Origin of the sequence: Flavobacterium sp. 140616W15, assembly GCF_003668995.1 — a bacterium.
Lineage (GTDB): Bacteria > Bacteroidota > Bacteroidia > Flavobacteriales > Flavobacteriaceae > Flavobacterium.
This window is the reverse complement of record NZ_CP033068.1, coordinates 2040725-2061620: the sequence shown is the minus strand read 5'-3', so window position 1 is coordinate 2061620 and position 20896 is coordinate 2040725. Positions and strand designations below refer to the sequence as shown.

The 20896-nt window shown below is 31.4% G+C and carries 17 protein-coding genes; 10 read left to right on the top strand and 7 right to left on the bottom strand.

The genetic code is table 11. The features are described from left to right. Positions 1 to 54: 54 nt before the first annotated feature. The 3 genes from EAG11_RS08730 to EAG11_RS08725 form a co-directional block, all read right to left on the bottom strand. Positions 55 to 1089 carry an erythromycin esterase family protein gene (locus EAG11_RS08730; RefSeq protein ID WP_164998678.1) on the bottom strand — a complete coding sequence of 345 codons (1035 nt, stop codon included), beginning with the start codon at positions 1087 to 1089 and terminating at the stop codon, positions 55 to 57. Positions 1090 to 1552: 463 nt separating this feature from the next. Continuing rightward, positions 1553 to 1783, bottom strand: coding sequence for a hypothetical protein (locus tag EAG11_RS22195; RefSeq protein ID WP_242499309.1), 231 nt, complete (start codon positions 1781 to 1783; stop codon positions 1553 to 1555). Beyond that, complete coding sequence (locus EAG11_RS08725; protein ID WP_242499308.1) at positions 1780 to 2547, bottom strand: metal-dependent hydrolase; 768 nt, start codon at positions 2545 to 2547, stop codon at positions 1780 to 1782. The genes EAG11_RS22195 and EAG11_RS08725 overlap by 4 nt, the downstream gene beginning before the upstream one ends. A gap of 225 nt (positions 2548 to 2772) precedes the next feature. Here EAG11_RS08725 and EAG11_RS08720 point away from each other — a divergent pair, with 225 nt between their 5' ends. The 4 genes from EAG11_RS08720 to EAG11_RS08705 all read left to right on the top strand — a co-directional run bounded on the left by EAG11_RS08720 (position 2773) and on the right by EAG11_RS08705 (position 6376). Beyond that, the gene (locus tag EAG11_RS08720) at positions 2773 to 3564 is read left to right on the top strand and encodes a polysaccharide deacetylase family protein (protein ID WP_129538846.1); all 792 of its coding nucleotides are present in this window, start codon (positions 2773 to 2775) and stop codon (positions 3562 to 3564) included. A gap of 141 nt (positions 3565 to 3705) precedes the next feature. After that, the gene (locus tag EAG11_RS08715; RefSeq protein WP_129538845.1) at positions 3706 to 4443 is read left to right on the top strand and encodes a type II CAAX prenyl endopeptidase Rce1 family protein; all 738 of its coding nucleotides are present in this window, start codon (positions 3706 to 3708) and stop codon (positions 4441 to 4443) included. A gap of 56 nt (positions 4444 to 4499) precedes the next feature. After that, on the top strand, positions 4500 to 5666 hold the full coding sequence (locus EAG11_RS08710; protein ID WP_207209630.1) for a sensor histidine kinase: 1167 nt from the start codon (positions 4500 to 4502) through the stop codon (positions 5664 to 5666). After that, positions 5666 to 6376 carry a LytTR family DNA-binding domain-containing protein gene (locus EAG11_RS08705; RefSeq protein ID WP_129538844.1) on the top strand — a complete coding sequence of 237 codons (711 nt, stop codon included), beginning with the start codon at positions 5666 to 5668 and terminating at the stop codon, positions 6374 to 6376. Before EAG11_RS08710 ends, EAG11_RS08705 begins: the two co-directional genes overlap by 1 nt. Positions 6377 to 6450: 74 nt before the next feature. Here the strand turns inward: EAG11_RS08705 and EAG11_RS08700 are convergent, their stop codons facing one another. Genes EAG11_RS08700 through EAG11_RS08685 form a run of 4 tightly spaced genes read right to left on the bottom strand, consistent with a single transcriptional unit; the run spans position 6451 to position 11598 of the window. Beyond that, positions 6451 to 7668 (bottom strand): hypothetical protein, encoded by a 1218-nt coding sequence (locus EAG11_RS08700; protein WP_129538843.1) that lies wholly within the window; start codon positions 7666 to 7668, stop codon positions 6451 to 6453. A gap of 30 nt (positions 7669 to 7698) precedes the next feature. Next, positions 7699 to 8619 (bottom strand): DUF4625 domain-containing protein, encoded by a 921-nt coding sequence (locus EAG11_RS08695; RefSeq protein ID WP_129538842.1) that lies wholly within the window; start codon positions 8617 to 8619, stop codon positions 7699 to 7701. Positions 8620 to 8648: 29 nt separating this feature from the next. Then, positions 8649 to 11084 carry a TonB-dependent receptor gene (locus EAG11_RS08690; RefSeq protein WP_242499307.1) on the bottom strand — a complete coding sequence of 812 codons (2436 nt, stop codon included), beginning with the start codon at positions 11082 to 11084 and terminating at the stop codon, positions 8649 to 8651. A 7-nt stretch (positions 11085 to 11091) separates the two neighbouring features. Further along, entirely contained in the window at positions 11092 to 11598 is a 507-nt protein-coding gene (locus EAG11_RS08685; protein WP_129538841.1) for a DUF4625 domain-containing protein, read from the bottom strand. Positions 11599 to 12808: 1210 nt separating this feature from the next. On the opposite strand from EAG11_RS08685, the gene EAG11_RS08675 reads away from it, so the two are divergent. The 6 genes from EAG11_RS08675 to EAG11_RS08650 all read left to right on the top strand — a co-directional run bounded on the left by EAG11_RS08675 (position 12809) and on the right by EAG11_RS08650 (position 20796). After that, positions 12809 to 13120, top strand: coding sequence for an RNA polymerase sigma factor (locus tag EAG11_RS08675; protein ID WP_129538840.1), 312 nt, complete (start codon positions 12809 to 12811; stop codon positions 13118 to 13120). Between the two features lie 17 nt (positions 13121 to 13137). Then, on the top strand, positions 13138 to 13362 hold the full coding sequence (locus EAG11_RS08670; RefSeq protein ID WP_129538839.1) for an RNA polymerase sigma factor: 225 nt from the start codon (positions 13138 to 13140) through the stop codon (positions 13360 to 13362). A gap of 67 nt (positions 13363 to 13429) precedes the next feature. Beyond that, a complete protein-coding gene (locus tag EAG11_RS08665; protein WP_129538838.1) occupies positions 13430 to 14629 on the top strand; it encodes a FecR family protein in 1200 nt (399 codons plus the stop codon). Between the two features lie 158 nt (positions 14630 to 14787). After that, complete coding sequence (locus tag EAG11_RS08660) at positions 14788 to 18231, top strand: TonB-dependent receptor (RefSeq protein WP_242499306.1); 3444 nt, start codon at positions 14788 to 14790, stop codon at positions 18229 to 18231. 10 nt (positions 18232 to 18241) lie between these two features. Continuing rightward, the gene (locus tag EAG11_RS08655) at positions 18242 to 19660 is read left to right on the top strand and encodes a RagB/SusD family nutrient uptake outer membrane protein (RefSeq protein WP_129538836.1); all 1419 of its coding nucleotides are present in this window, start codon (positions 18242 to 18244) and stop codon (positions 19658 to 19660) included. A 104-nt stretch (positions 19661 to 19764) separates the two neighbouring features. Further along, the gene (locus tag EAG11_RS08650) at positions 19765 to 20796 is read left to right on the top strand and encodes a TlpA disulfide reductase family protein (RefSeq protein ID WP_129538835.1); all 1032 of its coding nucleotides are present in this window, start codon (positions 19765 to 19767) and stop codon (positions 20794 to 20796) included. Positions 20797 to 20896: the final 100 nt, after the last annotated feature.

Sequence of the window (20896 nt, the reverse complement as noted above, 5' to 3'; positions counted from 1 at the left end):
TATTAGACTATATCTCTATACGCTTAAAAAAAAGATCAATGGTTAAGTTTATATTTATTTCAATATAATTGAAGGAGTTGTTTCTCTTATAAAAATCAAAGCGTCAAAATCAATACCGGGCTTCATTGGTAACGCTATCGCGTTGGTCCAACTTGAATAAATATTGGTTATATTTCCGTTGGCATTGTAGAAAGGACTTTCTTCAGAAGAATCGAAGGATATAAAAAAATTAGGGAACTTAGCTTCAGCAAACAACGCCGAATATGATTTTGGTAATGCTTCAAAGCTTTGTTGTACATAATTATTACCTTCTAATACAGTAACATTTCCTTTATAAGTATCGAAACCAATTGCATAATATTCATTGCCATATTTTTGCTTTAAATGATATCCCATTCCCTCGGCTTTAGGCATATTAGTATCTTTTGCAAAATGGATATTATGTCCCCAAATGATCGTTTTATTTTTATTTTCTTGCTGAAAGTCGATAAGATTTTCGGACATAAATTTATCTCTAGCCAAAGGATTAGATACTAACGTGCTTTGATATAAAAGAGATACATATTTTTTAAATTCGTTATGATCTTTAATAGTTGCCGTTCCTTTCAATTTTACTTCAGCATTTAATTTAGAGATAATTTCTGTTTCTTCATCAGATAATTCATATATAGGAAAATCGGGAGTAGCTATCTTTTTTAAAACTGGTATCGCTGCTTGCCCATTAGTATAATGAGAAACATTTTTAATTAAATAAGCGGAACAAAAGTTGGCAGAAGCGTCAACATCCGATTTAATATAATTAGTATCAAAACCAAAAAGAGTAACTTTATCTTTCAGAGGTTTGGAGGCATTATATGTTTTTACCCATTCAAACAAATCATATATTTCGCTTGTATTAAATAAGCGTAACGGTTTCATGAGTTGTTTTAAATCTCCTTTTCCAGTTAGTAAATACGTATTAATTGGTGCCATTGCCGAATATCCAAACTCGAAACCAATCGTTTTATATTGGGAATTTGTAACTAGGTATTTAATAATGTGATTCTTTTCAGTATAGAATTCATGAGTGCCATGAGAAGCTTCACCCAATCCACAAATTTTGTTATCCTTAAGTAGATTAGTTAACCGCGAATAAAAGATTTTATTATCATTCTCATTGTTAGTAATGGGTATTGCATGAGAATTTATCCAGTTTAGAGATTGCCCTTGTGCAAAAGTGCAAAAAGAAAAAAAGCAACTGAACAAAACGGAGTAAAGGAAGTTTTTGGTCATATAGTAGTTTTGAACTACTAAAATACAAATAATATTTATACGATGTATAATTACATAAACTGCTTTGTAGTAAGTATGTAAAGTAGTGTATGGGTGTGATTAATTTGATACACAGCCCAGATTCAGAAGTGTCCGGAGAATGTCATTAAATCAAGAAAAAAACTTTTAATACTGTACCGAATAAATTTATTACGCAAAGTCACCAAGCAACAAAGTTTATACACAATTTCTTTTGTGACTTTGCGTGAAAAATTGGTATATCAGGTAGAAAAAGTAAAATTTAATTCCCTTTAATTCGATTTAATATTCCTTTCATTAAGGCTTTTCCATCACGTTTTTCTTTAGGAACTTCTTGCGCTTTTAGTTTTCCATTTTCATCTTTAAAAACATAACTAAAAGCAAATTGGGGCTGTTTAGGATCTTTAGTAAGTAAACCAAAACGCAAATCATTAAAGTGATACTCATTATCTTTTTTAGTTACAATATACCATCCTTCACTTACCTTTTTCAAGGTTTCAAAATTAGAGTTTCCACTAAGTTGTTGTGAAAGATTATTGTTTTTTTTATAGCTTTCAAAAGTAATTGGCTGGCTATCAAAAGTGAATAATCGCCCAATAAATAGGCATCTTTAGTCGCTACATTGGCATTCCATAAAATACAATTAAATGCAGTTGGTTTTACGATGAGATCATCATAGGTTATATGTTGTTCTTGTAGTGCATTTTTGAATTGTTGTAATGCATAAAGTTTTAGTACACAAGTTAGCAATAGATAAAACGAACTGAGGTATATACCTCGTAAAACATATTTTTTCCTCAAAGCGGAAGTAGGTTTTCGCCAAGCTAAAATCAAACAAATAAGTAGCGGAAGTGTATATAGAGGATCAATTACAAAAATAGTTTTCAGGGCAATACGATCAGGAAGAGGCCAGAAAATTTGCGTTCCCCAAGAAGTAAACATATCTAGTAATACATGGGTAAACAAGCACCAAAACACCATCAGAGAGGCAGTTCGGAAATTAATTTTCCCTCGTTCTATTTTGGCAATAAGCCAACCTAAGATAGGCGAAAGTAATCCGAAAAATAATAAGGAATGACTTAGTCCCCGATGTATTGCTACACCATCAACAGGATTTAAAAATTGTCCAATAACAACATCGAGATCTGGGATAGTGCCTAGAATAGCCCCATATAAAATAGTTCTACGTTGCAGTTTATCACCTGCGCATAATTCGGCAGTTGCAATTCCTAGCACAATCTGAGTAAAAGAATCCATGAAGTAATTATTGAGTTGCAAATTTAAACAGAAAGAAGTCTTATTCTATCGCCTCTAAAGTAGTTTTTTATTTTAAGTTTTAATCTATAGATGTAATAATATAACTATACCAGAATCATAATGTTTGGGTAAAGTAGTTTATCGTAATAATAATTTTATTTATAATTGATTGTTGGTATTCGTTTTATAAAATAATAACTAAATTTAGATAGCAAAATCTCTCTTATGAATAAAATTACATATACTCTTATTGGGCTTTTTACTGTAGGTGTTTTATTTATTACTGCACGTATTTATTCTGAAGAAGAAAAATCTAAATCTGTTGTGTCTAAAGCAAAAGAATATCAGCCAGGAATACTATTATCGTTTGATGATAATTATGTGGAAGATTGGTATAATGCCGAAAAAAGATTGCGTCATCTAGGATGGAAGGCAACTTTTTTTGTGTGTAAATATGATTCTTTGACAACCCAGCAAAAGAAAAAACTGCACTACTTACAACATATGGGACATGATATCGCTGCACATGGTTATAATCATGAGAATGCACTTAAATATTCTGCTGCATATGGAATTAATAAATATATCGATAATGAGATAATACCTCTTAAAGAAATTATGGATAAAGATGGATTTAACATCCGTTCATTCGCTTATCCTGATGGAGCCCGTGATGCTACTTTAGATAAGGAATTATTGAAATATTTTGATATTATAAGAGGTACAACCTACGGAATGCTTCCACCCGAATCACAGTATTGCTACTACGAAGGAAATAGAGTTATTTACGGTTTAGGAATCGATGATGATTATAAACAGTTTAATGTTGATTATTATAAAACCCTAATGGATTATGCCAAAAAGCATAATAAAATTGTTGTTTTCTATGGTCATAAAACAGTAGACAAAGCAGATGAAAAGCTAGAAACACCACTGGCAGCTTTAGAAGAGTTATGTAAATATGCAATAGATAATAATCTTAAGTTTTATACAGTTGATGATTTGAAAAATTTATAATTTATTAAATTAGGAAGCATTTAGTTTTTCAAAATTACTCATCGACTAGCAACTATTTTTCATCGGTGGCAGGAGGGCTTTCGTCGGTAGGTTTTTTAATCTAGGTATTGTGCTATTACTTTTGATTAAAAAATATAACATATGTCATCACTTACACCACTTATCTGGCTTTTAACAATTTTGCCACTTTTCATTTTTGCTTTTATTAATGTTAAGAAAGTAAACCTGAAATTTCTCTTGTTTTTTGTGCTTTACTTTTTAGCAGATTGCTACTTGCAACAGTTTAGCCAACGCTATCTCAGTCTTGAATTTATTGGATTAAAATTCACATGGATTGGGAAAATACTAAGTTTAATTTTAGCTCTAGGAATTGTCTTTTCGGTAAGTAAAAATGACCGTGAAGAAATTGGATTTACGTCAAAAGGCAATTCAAAACAACAACTGAAATTCGGAATTTTGTTTTTCCTTGGATTTTTACTTTTTGATGTTGTTTTCAAGCTAATTTTGTTTCCAAAAGGGGGGACGTTTGATTTTGAAACGTTTGCTTTTCAGGCTACTATGCCCGGTTTAACAGAAGAAATTGTATTTAGAGGAATCAGTTTATGGCTTCTGGATAAAGCATTTTTACCCAAATGGAATGTTAAAGGAATTAAATTTGGCTGGGGATTTTTTATCGTTACCATCTTATTTGGTGTTGGTCACGGGGTATTTATAACAGAAGACTATCAATTTAAGATTGATATTATTACGATAATTTACCTAACCCTAATCTCATCTTTAAGTCTTGGTGTATTGCGAAAATTTTCTGGTAATATTATATATCCAATTCTAGGTCACAATACGATTAATATAATAAATGCTATCATCAGAATATTATAATTAAAGTAACAACTTCTAAAACTATATTTAAATTTGCTTCATATAAAATGTATTTAATGCAAGACACAAAGATTTTCTCAAATTACTTGGCAAGTAAAATAGCTGAATTTAATTTTGATAAATTTTATACCAAGAGCAATCGGATTCTACTTCATGTCTTTATGTGGCTGAGTTTTTCAATATTGCTAATTTTGAGTTATGTCCTAGCTTATCAACTTTCATATTTCAATGCTTTTATTCTTACCATCAGGATGACAACTGTTAATATGATTGTGTTTTATATGTTCTTTTATTTATTGCTACCAAAGATTTTTTCGGGAGGTAAAGCCAGAATGGTAATTCTATTATTGTTTACTTTTATCATATCTATTTTTGTTTGGATGGCAGTAACTTATTTTTTTTCGTTGCTGTATCATTCACTCGGTTTCGAAATTCTTAAAGGAGAATTGAAGGGGGCTATAGGAATGAGTGCAAGTCAAACGTTTTTGCAAGCAATCTCAATGAAGAGAATGTTTTCTCAAGCCTTCATCATTATTTCAATTTTGTCTCCTTTCTTTTTTGTGAAAATCCTTTTTGAAATTTCGAAGCTTTATAATAAAACTTTAAATATTCAGAGTCAGAAAGCAGCATTAGAAATTCAAAACATTAATATTGAAAAAAACTTTTTGAAAGCACAGCTCAATCCACATTTCCTATTTAATACATTAAATAATTTGTATGGCCTTTCGATAAAAAAAGACGACAGTACACCAGAAGTTATTTTAAATCTTTCGGATATTATGAGTTATACACTTTATGAATCGAATACCGAAAAAGTAGCATTGGAAAAGGAATTGGATTTTATAAAAAATTATTTCGAATTGGAGAAAATGAGATATTCGGCTAATAAAAATATTCAATTTCATATTCCTCAAGGAGAAGATTTATCAGGATTGTACATAGCGCCACTTTTGACTTTCACATTTATAGAAAATGCATTTAAATACGGGCTTAAAGGAAATAAGGAACAGTTTATTTATTTGAACATAAAAGTTCAGGATAGAACGTTTTATTTTGAACTTGAAAATGATGTAGAGCAAGGGATAAAAGATAATGAATTTGGCGGTATAGGAGTTAGAAATGCTCGTAAACGACTGCAATTATTGTATCCTAACAAACACCAACTGGATATTGAAAATTTGGAAACAAAATTTAAAGTCAATTTAAAAATAGATTTAGACTAATGAATAAATTAATTTGCATTGTTATAGATGACGAACCACTTGGGAGAGTGGTTATTGAAACTTTCGTGAAAGAAATTCCATATCTAGAGCTGTCGGCTTCATTTGAAGATCCAGTTGAAGCGTTGGCGTACTTACATAATAATGCGGTGGATATTGTTTTTAGTGATATTCAAATGCCTAAAATTAGCGGAATGGAATTGTTACGCTCGTTAGTGTATCCGCCTGTAGTGATTTTTATTACAGCGCATCGTGATTTTGCCTTGGATGGTTTTGAAGCTGGTGTAACAGATTATTTGGTAAAACCGGTTCGATTTGATCGGTTTTTAAAGGCTGTCAATAGAGCCAAAGATAAAGTTACATCAAGTCAGATAGCAACACTTCAGCAACAAATTCATACTGACAGGATATTTATTAAATCTGAAGGAAAGCTGGTGAAAATTTTATTCAATGAAATCCTTTATATAGAAGCTCAGGGAGATTATCTCAAAATTATTATCCCTTCTGGAAGCTTTACAACACAGGTCACTCTTAAAGCAATGGAGGAGATTCTTAATCTTCCAAATTTCTTTCGAGTACAGCGTTCGTTTATTCTTAATTTAGAAGCTGTGAGAAGCATTAATGGCAATACAGTTGAGCTAACTAATGGTAAGTCAATTGCAATAGCTTTAAATAAAAAAGAAGAGCTTTTTAACCTATTAGGGATAAAGTAAAATAATAGAAGACGATAGGAAATAGTTTATCGCCTTCTATTATTAATTATTTGTAATAAAATAAGAACTTAAGTTTAGTGACCTTTACTGTTTTCGAAGCCAAGAATCGTAATTCTATAAGGAGTATTAGTGACTTTCATTTTCTTAGCAATAGACATAGTAGGCAAGTTCAGTTGTAATAATTCTCCAGTAGTTGGAGAAGTAATGTAAGCAAAGTTTTCTGTTAGTTCAATTTGGGGCTTCATAGAAGCATCTTTTGCTGTTTCACCAATTACTTTTCCTTGTTTTTCAACTTGTAACGTAGTTAAATTAAATAATTTAAATTCACCGTTATGCAATAAAATGCCCAGTTTAGTTTTGTTGTAACTTACTTTGCATTGTACAATATCTACACTTTGTAAAATTGGTTTAATTGTTCCGCTTGCAACATCAATTAGATAGGCGCCTTTTGCTGCAGTATAACCTATAAACTTTCCTTTGGCTTTTGTTTCTAAAATACTTCCAAACCATGATGTCCCAAAATCTTCAGGAAGAGCGATAAGTTTTTGTTTTCCTGAACTTTCAACTACAAGTACACCGCTTGCTGAGCCGAAAACAGCATAGGTTCCGTCTGAAGCGTTTCCGTGAATTCCTTTTGTTGGAGTTGTAGCTTCATACAAAGTTTTACCAATATTATCTATGATTTTTACTTTTTCAGGTAGTGTTCCTGCAACCGAATTATCTTTTTCGGTAATGGCATAAGTTCCATTAGAAAAAGTTGCCATAGCACCATGATGAGCTAATAAACCAGCATTAATTACTTTAAATTTAGCTCCAGCTGTATTAACCTCAGATTCTTTGGCTACAGATAGCGTCCCATCTCCATCATTAAAAGTTAATAGCTCTCCTATTTTACTTTTAAAATGAGTAGGCTTAGATGATTGTCCTGTTAAAGCACCAAATTTTGGAATTCCGTCTACATCAACATGGTCACCATGACCTTCAAATCCACTGTCAAAAGTTTCTACTGTATTGTTTGCTCCATGAATGATGCCTGCATATCTGCCTGATTCAGTAGTGTAAACAGTTGACTTTGCAAATTTTGCATTAAAAAAACTAGAGGTACCATCAACTGGATTTACGAGTGTGATTTCTGTTGTTTTTTCATCAGAAAGTAATACTCTCAAAAATTTATATTCAGTTAAAGTTTCCTTTGGAGTTTCATTAGTATTGTCGTCATCGTCATTGCTACAAGAGATTGTAAAAGAGGATAAAGCAAATAGGAAAATCAGTTTGTAATAATTGTTTTTCATTGTAAATAGGTATTTAAGATAATAGTTAAATTAGTAATTAATGGTAATAGGCATTGATTTGTATACATTGAGATTGTAGGTTGTATTTTTGTACAAAACCACCCAATTATATACACCAGATTCCCATGCTTTTTCACCTGTTATTGGGTTTGCATTAGGTAGGTTTGCATCAGTTGCTGCACCGATAACAATTTTTTCGCCTCCCCAAACATCATTCACTTTTTGCAAAGTCGAAATCTTTGATGCAGAAGCAAGGCCTTTATGCTCGACTTTAGAGATGACGATTACTTTTTTAAAATCAAGATTGTCAATGCTCTCTGGATGATAATTAGCACTTTTTTTAATCAGTACAGAATACAATATTCCATCGCCTTTAATTTGGCTAATCTGAACATGAGCCGTTAGTTCATCGTTCTTTTTAAAGATTAGTTCGGGCTCTACCCAAGTTCCCATATGATAAATTAAATTTTCGTTACGAGAAATCATATCTCTGCCAATTAATGGGTCCGTAGGTAAATTTGCAGCATCGACAATCGTAAAATCTTCTTTAATTTCTAGCTTAGATCCATTGCTGTCTAATAGTATAAAGAAAAAATCATATTTGCCTTCGGGAGCTTCATTTGGGATGTTGAAGTGTTTATGTACAGTGGTATTTTTGGCTCCAACATATTCAGCCCAGCTAAGTTCTAATTTCCAATCGCTTGCATATTTTTCTCCTTTTTTAGGAAGTATTTTAAGTTGCACAGCAGCAATTTTGTCTCCAGCTTTAATATCGGCGTTAAAGTGAAAATCACGACCAATAACACCTTGCTTATTATTAGCAGAACCAATTTCTACATTGGTCATGGTTGGCTTTGCAACTTCGGTGGTGGCATTATCATCATCGCTGTTACATGCAGTAAATGCACTTGCAAATAGCAGGAACAAAGGGAATAATTTTGTTTTTTTCATAAAGGGGGTTTGTGTTAAAGGGTTCATATTTATTTGTGATTAAGAATTAAAAAAGGGATTTTGAGTGATAGGATTATGTTTCTGCTTGCCTCAGGAAGTTCTATTAATCGATAAAAACTGGTATGATTTAAATATTTAGTATTAAACAAGTTTTGTACTTGCAGTGAAATATCTAAATCTTGTTGTCCTGCTTTTACTTTTGTTCCTAGAGCAAGATTAAAAACATGACTGCTGGCAGTTTTCTTTTCAGGAGGTACAATTTGATTTTGTTCGGCAGTAAAACGATAATCCAATGAGAAATAACTATCTCTTAGATTCTTGATTTCTGGACTATAAGTAAGTCCCAATAGCACTGAAGCAGGAGGAGAAAAGGGGAGTGTATAGCCTTTTTTGCTGCCAGAAAGCTGTTCAGAATAAAGATATTCTACTAGAATTTCACCACTTAAATTTTTTAAGAATTGATAACGTGTTTGTAATTCTCCCCCATAGCGCATGACTTTGCTTTGTTCATATTCAAAAATCTGATTACCTGCACCATAATAAATATCATGTTGCGAAGTGGGGTTGAGGTAGATGTAATTTGGAAAGTAATTAAAAAATGGGCTTAGTTGTACAGACCATTTATTATCCTGCCATTCTAATCCAAGATCTAACTGATAGGATTGTTCGGCAGCTAAGTTTGGATCACCTTTTTCGAATCGGAAATAATGATAATTAACACCGTTTGATGCTAATTCTTTGGCAATCGGCATTCTGAAACTAGTCCCAGCATTGGCTTTCAAAGAGAATTTTTCCAGATTATAATTTACTCCAGTCGACCAGGTGAAACTTTTAAAAGTACGTGTAAGTTCTTCCGAGCGTTTTAAGTATTCAAAATTGGTCTGTCCATTAGTAGTTACTTCACTTTCAAACCAATCGGTGTATTGTTTCATTTTAATTCTACCATAATCCATTCGCAGCGCAGCGTGTAGCAGCCATTTTTCATTTAACTGAATTTTGTCATAAGCAAATGCACCAGCATTAATTTGAGAAAAAGCAGGAATTAAGAAACTCCATCCACCAATTTTATTCTGTTGTAATTCAGTATTCACCCCTACAATAAACTGATGATTGCCCAATGAGAATTCATCTTTTACAGATGCAGAGAAAACTTCTTTATCATATTGTCGCTCAAGATCACGTGGAGCATACATATCATCAGGATATATAGGAGGCATATAACCATGATTCACATAATGACTCCATTCACGACGAAAATTCTTTTGAAAACCCACTTGAGTTTCTAGTCGATGTTCTCCTAATTGAAAAGAAGTAGTGTTGCTTATCTTGGTATGATTTACTTCCTGATGCGGCATCTGTATATCGCGGTTGGATTTATCATGAAGTTCCAGATCTACATTTCGAGGTTCAAGCCCATGCGCATTGGCAAAAAAGCCAGTTTTACTATATACATTGCTTAGATACAAAACCGATTTAAACTTCTGACTTATATATCCTGTACTTGCATGCAAATTGAGTTCACGCCCAGCCGTATTACGCAAATGATTTTTATACAAGGGAACAGCATAATTATATACATGAACAACAGTTGTAGGAACACGATAGTCTCCGTAATCCATTGTTGTCATTCGGGTATCAAAAAACCAATTGTCATTGCGGCCAAATAAATTGATAGAACTTCCGTATTGTTCGTTATTGGTTTTGCCAGTGAGGATAGCACTTCCTCCCAAAACGTGTTTGGCAGGAAATGGTAAAGGTTTTATATTAATAGCACCTCCAATAGCATCAGATCCATAAATGAATGAGGATGGCCCCTTGATTATTTCTACACGATTTACAGCATATTGATCAATCTCAAGACCATGATCAGCCCCCCATTGTTGGCCTTCATGTTTAATACCATTCTCTACAACAATAACCTGATTGAAACTTAATCCTCGAATTAAAGGTTTTGAACCTCCAGAACCGATAGATATGGTTTTAATACCAGGTAATCTTTGGAGTGATTGCATAAGACTGCCACCAAGATTACGCTGGATAAAACTGCTGCTTACAATAGCTACATTAAGTGATTTCTCTTTTTTCTGTTGTGCTTCATAATTGTCCTTTATTACAACTTCTTCTAATTCTTTGATTTCTTGCTGTAATATAATATCAGGCAGAATATTTTGGTTTTTTTCTAAAGAAAGGTCTATTTCAGATTGGATATAACCCGAATAACTAACAATGAGTTTCTTTGAGTTTTTAGGAATTTGACTAAAGTAAAATGTTCCTTCTTTATTTGTAAAAGCGTTTGCAAATGAGGGATAAATCGTTACAGTAGATCTCTCTAATGGTTTATTGCTATTAGAAAAAACTTTACCTGATATACTAACACTTTGTGCAGTTACTTTCGTAAAAATACCAGCACAAAATAGTAACAGATAAACAATCTGTAATCGATTTGATTTATATTCTTTTATCAAAATCACTTTATTTAATCTTAATGCTTATTCCTTTAATAGTCTGCCAGCCTTCTTTATCTGTCAAGCGAATAAGGAAATGGTAATCGCCTGGATCGATATCTGCTGGAATGTTGATTTCCTGAGATGCCTCATAACTTTTTAATCCATCAGGAATCGTTACAGAATTAATATAGAGCATAGGTTTAACAGGCTTTTTTATAGCTTCAGCAGCACAGTCATTTACCTCAGTACTATGATTATGATGGTCAAAATTGTGATGAATATCTAAACTGTAAGAGCCTAATTGTGCATTGTCAGTAAATTTTGCTTTAAACGTAAGTTTCTGACCCCGTGTGACTTCACTGCATTGTATCGGGAATGCATTTGCAACTGAGATATCGATAACGGGATATTCTGTATCAATTTTGTCATCATCACTGCCACTACAAGCTATTAATGTGCTAGTTAGTGCAAATCCAGCAAGCATTAATCGTATTGTTTTCGTTTTGCCTTGTTTGAGTTTTACTCTGTTCATATGTATTAATTTTGGATTACGGATTATAGAATGCGATTTTCTAGATGACATAGCTATAAGCAATGACAACTTAAAAAATGGACATAGGAGGATGTATTCATAGAAGCTTATTCTATGAAATCAAAGATTTTTTAAAAATGAAATAACAATAAAAACGATAGTAAAAACTTGGCTTATGTGATAAGCAAAACTCGTAGTTATCTTTTTGGTTCAATAGAACTTTTTAAACGATATAGGCTATGTAAGAAAACATAATTTTTATAAATAATTGGATTATAGACGCCTACAAATTGGTATAATCCGTTTTGTAGAAATATGTAAATAAAAATTATTTAAAATAGTTTAATACGAGTGACATAAGTGCCAATTGATTTTACTTTAAACTGTAGGAGGTGCTCTAAGGGCAAATAAAGATCCCTTAAAAAAAAAGGAGTATGTTATGAAATAATAAGAAACATAAGATGATATGCTACTATTTTTATAAAATTCAAAAGACACAAAAGTAAAAGTACTAACAGGAGTAAATTTAAAATGACATATAGCACATTCTTCAGAAGAATGATTGTGTGTTATAAGCTCACTTTTACTCTCACTATAGTTTTGTGTATGTTTATGTGAAGTAACATGATTTTGAATGTGTTCATAAGAATGGACTATTGGAAATAGTATTGCAAATACTACCACCAACGGCATAAGAAGATTAATAATTTTAAATTTCTTTTTCATTCTGAATGAATCAATTTTCAACTATTTATAGCTAATCAAAGTGATTGAAAATATATAATTTTCACATTTAATCCTTTTGTTAACGCAATAGTGTTGCAAATATAAAAATCTTATCTATAAATGCAACATTGTTTCAATAAAAATAAAATAAGAGGGATCAATTCTTGTTGTTTTTTATTATTTGTGAATAGCTGTACTTATTAATAAAATTTGGATTTCCTAGTCTGAATGTAATTATTAGTTTGATTTTTATTTATTTGGATAGAAAGGATTAATTTTTTTTCCATTTTTACATGTATTTAGTAAGATGCATTTGTAGAAAAAAACACACAACACTTTATGATAGACGTAGTTTTAAAAAAAACATAAATTGATGTTATAGTAAAATATACTATATTTCGAAAGTTTTTAATAATGATAAAGTTTTATCTTACAACGAAGCGCTCCAGCTTTAATTATACTCAAAAAAAAGTAATTATTCTTTATGCAGTCACATGATATAATAATCCTTGAAAAACTCAGGTTGGGAGATTCTTCAGCCTACAAGGAATTATTTGACTTATATTATATGCCTTTAAGTATATATTCTTTTAAGTATTGTGATTCATTTGAATTAGCCGAAGATATTGTGCAAGATTTATTCATAAAGTTTTGGGATGAAAAGCTTTATATGAATCTTGATACAGCCATTGGTCCGTATCTTTTTCGTTCTGTAAAAAACAATACTTTACAGGCAACTAAAAAAATAACAGATACATATTTGAAGAAATTGAAGATCAGATTCATACGTTATTAGATGATGATCATCTAGATATGGATTTTATAGAGCAAGAAAAAAAGAAACTTTACGAACAAATCGAAGCTTTACCTTTAAAAAGTAAAGAAGTTTTTAAAGCGATTGTACTGAATAATTTAAAGTATAAAGAAGTTGCTTTAGAGCTCGGAATATCAGTAAATACAGTTAAAACACATTACTCAAGAGCCTTAAAACAACTACGAAATTCATTGGATATAATTATAACAGTACTAATAGTTTAAAAAAAGTTTGATTTTTTGTCACCCATTTTTCATTTTTTATAATCTATACAATAATTAGATCTAAATAATGAATGATATTCCACAAAATATATTAGAGATACTTTTAGCTTATACTTCAAAAGAAGGAATTAGCGAAAGTCAATTTAATACCCTTAACGAATGGATAAAGAGCAGTTCAGAAAATGAATTTATTTTTTCTGAGTACCTGTTGTTTTACAAAAAATCAAGAAGAATTGGATTTGCTGAAAAAATAAATAAAGATAAGGCTTGGGAAAACATTGTATCTCAATTGCAACGACCTATAGAACTTGAATATTCTGAGAAACCTACACTCTTGTTAAGAATTTTAAAGCATAAAAAAGTCTTTTTGAAATATGCAGCAATAGTGATTGTTTTATTGTCAATTGGTTTTTTATATTATCAAAAGAACGATGATGCTAAATCAACTTTTAAAGTTCCTGAGGAAGCTATAACACTACAATTAGAGAATGGAGCTATTCAGATAATAAAAGAGGATGGCACTACACAAGTTGTAGATGTTAACGGAAATGTTGTAGGCAAACAAAAAGGGAATCTATTGGAGTATGGTAGTTCAGTTGCAAAAGATACCTTAGCTTATAATATTATAAAAATTCCTTATGGAAAGCGCTTTGAGCTAAAATTATCAGACGGAACAAATGTCCATTTAAATTCAGGAAGTAGCTTGCGTTATCCTGTTCGATTTGTAGAGAAAGATAAACGCCAAGTATTCTTAGATGGTGAAGCCTATTTTGATGTTACTAAAGACGCAAAACACCCTTTTATCGTTAGTTCAAATGACATGAATGTTAAGGTTTTAGGAACCAAGTTTAATGTTACTTCTTATAAGAAAGACGCAAAAACATATGCAGTTTTAGTAGAGGGTAGTATAGCCGCTTCTAGCAAATTGGAGCAGAATGATAATGTAATTCTGAAACCTGGATATCGTGCTTATTTTGAAGATAAAAAATTAAAAACAGAGGTAGCAGATGTTAGAAAATATGTTGCTTGGGTTTCTGGAGAACTTATGTTTATTGACGATTCATTTGATGTTATTTCCAATAAATTAGAACGTAAATATAATGTTGAGATTATAAATAATTATAAAGATTTAGATGATATAGTAATAACTGCAACATTTAAAAATGAAAATATTTATCAGGTTTTGAAGACCTTTCAAACCTATGAAGCTTTTGATTTTACTATTAACAATAGAATAATAACCATAAATAAACCAAAAATGAAATAGAATTAACTAAACCAAAAAAAAGGAAGGTGCGCCAACACCTTCCAATCATTTTAAAGTGATTTAATCTTAAACCAGTAAAACTAAACCAGTGTAAACTTATGAAAAAACAACCAATTTCAGGTGCGTGGCCGCGCATTTTTAATAATGCAAACTTAAAAATGAAATTTACAATCTTATTTTTATTTACCAGTCTTTTACAAGTTAGCGCTTCAAGTAGTTACGGACAAAATAAAAAAGTTACCATGGATGTAAACGGGGTAGCTTTAGTAAATGTTTTTAAAATTATTGAAGACCAAACCGACTTTCATTTTTTTTATAATAAGAATGAATTAAACGTGAATCAAAAAATTGATTTAAACGTAGAAAAAAAACAACTAGTAGAAGTCTTAGGTAAACTATTTAATAAAACCAATATTTCTTATCAGATTTTAGGAAATCAAATAATACTCAAAAAACAAGCAGGGTATAATAATAAGTTAGAGAAAGAAACTGTTTCGGTTATTGAGCAAAGACCAATCGAAGGATTTGTAGTTGATGTTCTGGGAATACCGATACCAGGAGTAACTGTCGTGGTAGAAGGTACAAAATTCGTCACCTCTACATCTTATGAAGGAAGATTCAAATTTAATGAGGATGCGAAAGGAAAATTCCTAATCCTATCTTTTATGGGTTTTAAAACGCAACGCATTCCTGTTAGTAATGAATTGATGAAAGTAGTTCTTGTAGAAGAAACTAATGAACTTGAAGAAGTAGTACTTGTAGGGTATGGAAAACAAAAACGTTCAGAGTTTTCGGGAGCAGTTTCTTCTATAGATTCAAAAGATATAGTACAAGCAGCAACTGGAAGTATTGGAATAGACAGAGCGCTAGGCGGATTAACAAAGGGAGTTCAGGTATCACAAAATTCAGGTCGTCCGGGGGCTCCAGTTCGAATTAATGTTAGAGGATTTACTTCACCACTTTCATCAGCAGGAGGATTAAATCAGCCTTTATTTGTAATCGATGGTATATCTTTTAACCTAGATAATATGAAAGGAGCAAATCCATTGTTAACATTAAACCCTAATGATATTGAAAGCCTAGATGTATTAAAAGATGCAGGGGCAACTTCTATTTATGGTTCACGTGGAGCAAATGGAGTAATTATAATTAAAACAAAAAGAGGTAAAAAAGACCAACCTTTAAAAGTTAATGCTTCTTTAACAACTACGTTAGCAACACCTATTAGCACAGTGCAAGTTTTAAATGCTGGTCAATACAAAAACTTCTATAACCAACTGATAAATAATAGTGTTACCGCTATGAATAATGGTCAATTAGACTCATTTTATGCTTTTGATTTGGCTAATATCGGAAAGACTGATTTAGATTTTGATACCGGTATGGTGGTTTATGACGGATTAAGAGATGATTATTTTGGTACTTCAGATACAAATTGGAATAAAGAAGTTTTTAGAAGTGTAGCAGTAACGAGACAAGCTAATTTTAGCTTTAACGGAGGTAGTAGCAATACAAATTATATGTTTAGCTCTTCTTTTATAGACCAAGAAGGATTGACAATTAATGATAAAATGAAACAATATAATGTGTCAATTTCATTAGATTCGGATATAAATAAATATGTAAAGATGGGTGGTTCGATTAATTTAGGACATACTCAAGCTAATTCAGGAGAAAACGATATAACAAACCAATATACAATTAATACTTCTATTGCAAGAGCACGTCCTGACTTGCCAGTGAGAGATGAAAATGGGAAGTTGTTAGGGCAACCAGATTATCAGTATGGGTTTATGACTTTAGAGCCTAATCCTTTGATGCGCTTAAAAAATAAAGCAGATAACAAAACGTATAATTTTATTGGAAGTAGCTATTTAGAAATACAGCCAGTAAAAGATTTGAAGATAAAAACAGAAGTTAATGCATCTGTATTTTATAATAAGAACAGTACTTTTATTCCAAAAATAACAGATACGGACTTTATTTTTTATCCTAATGATTCATTCTTAAGTGAAGCAGATGGAATGGTGTCTAATATCACAACAAACTTGACTGCAAATTATGATTTCAAATTAGCTAGCCATAAATTTGGATTGATGGCTGGAGCGGCTTGGGATGATACAAGTTTTTCTAATTCAAATCAATTTTATTCAGGTTTTCCAGATGATGAAGTATTGACTAATGCTTCTTCAGCTAGAGCCGTAATAGGGTATAGCAGTTTGCGCTATAAAACAGGTTTATATTCATTGTTTTCTCGTTTGAATTATGGATATAAAGATTTGTATAATGCCACTTTCAATTTCAGAACAGATACTTCTTCTAAATTCGGACCAGGTAATAAAAGGGCATATTTCCCTTCATTATCTGTAAGTTGGAATATTTCTAATGAAGAGTTTTTAGCAGACAACAATCATATTAATATTTTAAAACTTAGAGCAAGTGCAGGTAAGGTTGGGTCAACCAATGTGTCTGATTTTGCTTATCTACAATTTTTTCAAAATAATTCTTCTAGCGTTTATAATGGTAATTCGGGAATAATTGCAGATGATAATTTTCCAAATCCAAATGTTGGTTGGGAAACGACTAATGAGGTAAACTTAGGTTTAGATTTTGGATTTTTCAATAATCGTCTAAAAGGAGGAATAGATGTATACAATAGAAAAACAAACGGAGCTTTGGTTAGAACACCAATTCCTTTAGAGTTAGGTCCAGCTGTATATTTTTCAAACTTTATAGATGTAATAAACAGAGGAGTTGAGATTAACTTAGGTGGAGATATTATAAGGAATGATAATTTTACTTGGTCAACTAATATAAATTGGTCGTTTAATAGAAATAAACTAGCGAAGTTAAATGGTGCAAATATTAATGAATACCAAACAGATTATTTTATAGAAGGGCAACCAGTAGGGACTATCATAGGTTATAAAGTGGCCAAAATATTTCAAACTCAAGATGAGGTAGATGCTTTAAATGCTGCATCACCTACAGGTTATTACGACAAGGTATCAACAGGAATTGGAGATTATATGTACGAAGATATTAATGGAGATGGTGAAATATCAGAAGCAGATAAAACAATCATAGGTGATATTCAGCCTGATTTCTTTGGAGGGATTTCAAATACATTTGCTTATAAGAATTTAACATTGAGTGCATTATTTCAATTTTCTGTAGGAGCAAAATCACTTTGGAATGCTATTCCAGCAGGAACATATAATCCTTTGGGAGAAAATAAATATAGTGAATATGCTTTAAATACTTGGACTCCAGAAAACACCAATGCTCGTTATGCAAGAGCGTTATATACAGATCCATCATCAAGCGGAAGAATATCAGATAGATATCTATATGATACATCATACTTACGTTTAAAAAGTATACAGCTAAGTTACAATTTTGATAAAAAGTTATTAAACAGAATAGGACTAGATGGAGCAACTCTTTCTTTGACTGGTACAAATTTATTGACATGGACAAAGTGGCCAGGAATTGATCCGGAAGTTTCTTCAGAAAGAGGTAATATAACTGATCAAATCAGTAATGATGATCCGTATCCATTAGCAAAATCATTCTCTTTAGGTGTCCAAGTTCAATTTTAATTTAAAACAGATGAAACTAATTATAAAAAATAGTATTAAGATTTTATTCTTTACGCTAGCAATTACGATCAGTAGTTGTGATATTGATGATATTAAACCAATTAATAAACTAACAGTAGAAAATACAGTACGAGATGAGGCTTCGGCACAACTAGTTCTTAATGGTGTTTATAGTTTAGGAAAAACGTTTGATGTTAGTTTTTTTCCATTGCATTTAGCAGCTTATGGCAATGAAGGAATAATTAAAGGTGGTTTGAGTGGTGATAAGGGATTTAATATAAATGATGTCCCTGTCAATAACGGCTTTTTGTCTAAATTATATAATGGGCAATACAAGATTATCAATTTAGCCAATTTTTTAATTCAGGAATTAAATGCAGGAAAAGCTATTGGAATCTCGGAGACTAGAAAGGCCGAAATAATTTCGGAGGCTAAGTTTCAAAGAGCATTCGCACATTTTAACTTACTGCGATATTTTGGAGAGTTTTATGATTTGAACTCTACTTATGGAGTGGTTTTAAGAGTTGAATTTTCAGATAAATTAGATGCAAATCCAAGAAACACAGTCTCAGAAGTGTACAATCAGATCGAAGAAGATTTATTATACGCATCAGTAAACGGGCCTGTTTATATTGATCATTTCTACTCAGGAAGTTTAGCTGCAAAGGCGTTACTTGCTAAGGTATATTTATATGAAAGAAAATTTTCTGAAGCTTCAGATTTAGCAGATGAAGTACTTAATAATGATGAAGGATACGTCTTAGAAACGCAATATGATGGTATTTTTAAGAAAAGTTTTAATTCTTCAGAAGTAATTTTTGCTCCACATACTGGACGTGATAATGAAGGTAAAACCAATATGGATTTAGTTTCAAGAACTACTTACAGTCAAATATTAGCAACTCTTGCAGATGAACAAGTTGGAACCCCAACTGATGGATCATTAACAGGAAACGGATCGGGTTACGATCCACGTTTTAAGTTTGCCTATGCTACCAATACAAAAGGAGCAAATAGCAATGGTAAATATCCATTTTTGAATATATTGACGTCACAAGGTAATACTTTGTATCACTTGCGTTTAGCCGAAATATATCTAATAAAAGCAGAAGCAGAAGCTCGTAAACAAGGCGGAGATCTATCAATTGCACTACAAAACTTAAACGAGATCAGAAACCGTGCAGGTGTAACAGAAAAAGATCTTTCTGATAAAGCAACTTTGATAAATGACATACGTCAAGAAAAATTATTAGAGTTGTTCTTTGAAAATGGAGAAAGTTGGTTTGATATCGTACGTTATCATACACAAGGAGACCTTATTGCTTCATCAGTTAAGCCAAGCTTAATATCAGTAAATCAGTTTGTATTGCCAATACCTCTTGATGCACTTATAGGAAACAAAACACTTATTCAGAATAAAGGCTATTAAGCCACAGTGATTTTAAAATGAGAAGTGTGTAAATAATTGGGGATAAAATGATTCTGACAGATTGTACACACTTCTCTTTTAACCAATAATTTAAAATTGAAAAAATGAAAAAACTATCATTTATAGCAATACTAATTGTATTGTTTTCTTTTCAGAAAGCAGATCCAACAAAGGATTATGTGATATTACATGGAAAAATAACAAATCCAATAGAAGGATTAGGATTTAGACTTTTTGATCCAGTTAGTTCAAAATCGTTTACAATCAAAGTAGAAGCAGACGGAACTTATAGAGACACTATTAAATTAGAAAAGGCAACTTATTTTAATGGATTCTATGATAAATTCATTGCATTGTATCTTACTAAGGATATGGATTTAGAAATTAATTTTGATGCAAAAAATGTTTCTAAGAGTATCACAATTAAAGGAAAAGGAGAAGAAGAGAATTCTTTTCTAGGACTTAAAGCCAAGTTAGAAGGCGGTTTATTTGGAGCAGATTATCTAGAGTTTTTAAACGTTGAGAAAAAGATATTCGATGAGAAAATGAAGCAATTTTCAGATAATTTTAAAGTTGAATTAGATAAAAAGAAATCGGTTTTAGATCCAAATTTTACCGCATCTCAACTAAAAAAACTAGAAGAGTTTAATACTAGTTTAGCATCAGAATACACAAAACAACAAATTAATAACAGTGAATTAGGAGTAGGAATGCCATCTCCAGTTTTTACAAATTATATTAATTATAAAGGAGGAAAATCTTCACTTTCAGATTTTAAAGGAAGCTATGTTTTTATAGATGTTTGGGCAACTTGGTGTGGACCATGCAAATATGAAATGCCTTATTTAGCAAAAGTAGAGAAAGAATTTCATGGCAAAAATATAAAATTTGTAAGTATTTCTGTTGACCGCTTAGCTGATGAAAAAAAGTGGAGAGACATGATAAAAGCCCAAGGATTAACTGGTATTCAGCTTTTGGCAGACAAAGAGATTAAATCTACATTTATAACTTCATACTATATACAGGGAATACCACGCTTTATTGTATTAGACAGGGAAGGTAAAATAATTAGTTCAGATGCTCCTAGACCTTCAGAACCTGAACTTACTCAATTATTAAATACACTAGATATTTAATTTAATTAGAAGTTCATATTTTATTTTCTATTAATTAAACGATTGTAACTAAAATTACAGTCGTTTAATTTTCATTTACTCTTTTAAATTCATCTTTAAA

Excerpts from the sequence above, each read along its gene's own strand:
- EAG11_RS08725 (WP_242499308.1), bottom strand. The coding sequence starts at position 2,547 with ATGGATTCTTTTACTCAGATTGTGCTAGGAATTGCAACTGCCGAATTA.
- EAG11_RS08720 (WP_129538846.1), top strand. The coding sequence starts at position 2,773 with ATGAATAAAATTACATATACTCTTATTGGGCTTTTTACTGTAGGTGTT.
- EAG11_RS08715 (WP_129538845.1), top strand. The coding sequence starts at position 3,706 with ATGTCATCACTTACACCACTTATCTGGCTTTTAACAATTTTGCCACTT.
- EAG11_RS08710 (WP_207209630.1), top strand. The coding sequence starts at position 4,500 with ATGCAAGACACAAAGATTTTCTCAAATTACTTGGCAAGTAAAATAGCT.
- EAG11_RS08705 (WP_129538844.1), top strand. The coding sequence starts at position 5,666 with ATGAATAAATTAATTTGCATTGTTATAGATGACGAACCACTTGGGAGA.
- EAG11_RS08700 (WP_129538843.1), bottom strand. The coding sequence starts at position 7,668 with ATGAAAAACAATTATTACAAACTGATTTTCCTATTTGCTTTATCCTCT.
- EAG11_RS08695 (WP_129538842.1), bottom strand. The coding sequence starts at position 8,619 with ATGAAAAAAACAAAATTATTCCCTTTGTTCCTGCTATTTGCAAGTGCA.
- EAG11_RS08685 (WP_129538841.1), bottom strand. The coding sequence starts at position 11,598 with ATGAACAGAGTAAAACTCAAACAAGGCAAAACGAAAACAATACGATTA.
- EAG11_RS08675 (WP_129538840.1), top strand. The coding sequence starts at position 12,809 with ATGCAGTCACATGATATAATAATCCTTGAAAAACTCAGGTTGGGAGAT.
- EAG11_RS08670 (WP_129538839.1), top strand. The coding sequence starts at position 13,138 with ATGGATTTTATAGAGCAAGAAAAAAAGAAACTTTACGAACAAATCGAA.
- EAG11_RS08665 (WP_129538838.1), top strand. The coding sequence starts at position 13,430 with ATGAATGATATTCCACAAAATATATTAGAGATACTTTTAGCTTATACT.
- EAG11_RS08660 (WP_242499306.1), top strand. The coding sequence starts at position 14,788 with ATGAAATTTACAATCTTATTTTTATTTACCAGTCTTTTACAAGTTAGC.
- EAG11_RS08655 (WP_129538836.1), top strand. The coding sequence starts at position 18,242 with ATGAAACTAATTATAAAAAATAGTATTAAGATTTTATTCTTTACGCTA.
- EAG11_RS08650 (WP_129538835.1), top strand. The coding sequence starts at position 19,765 with ATGAAAAAACTATCATTTATAGCAATACTAATTGTATTGTTTTCTTTT.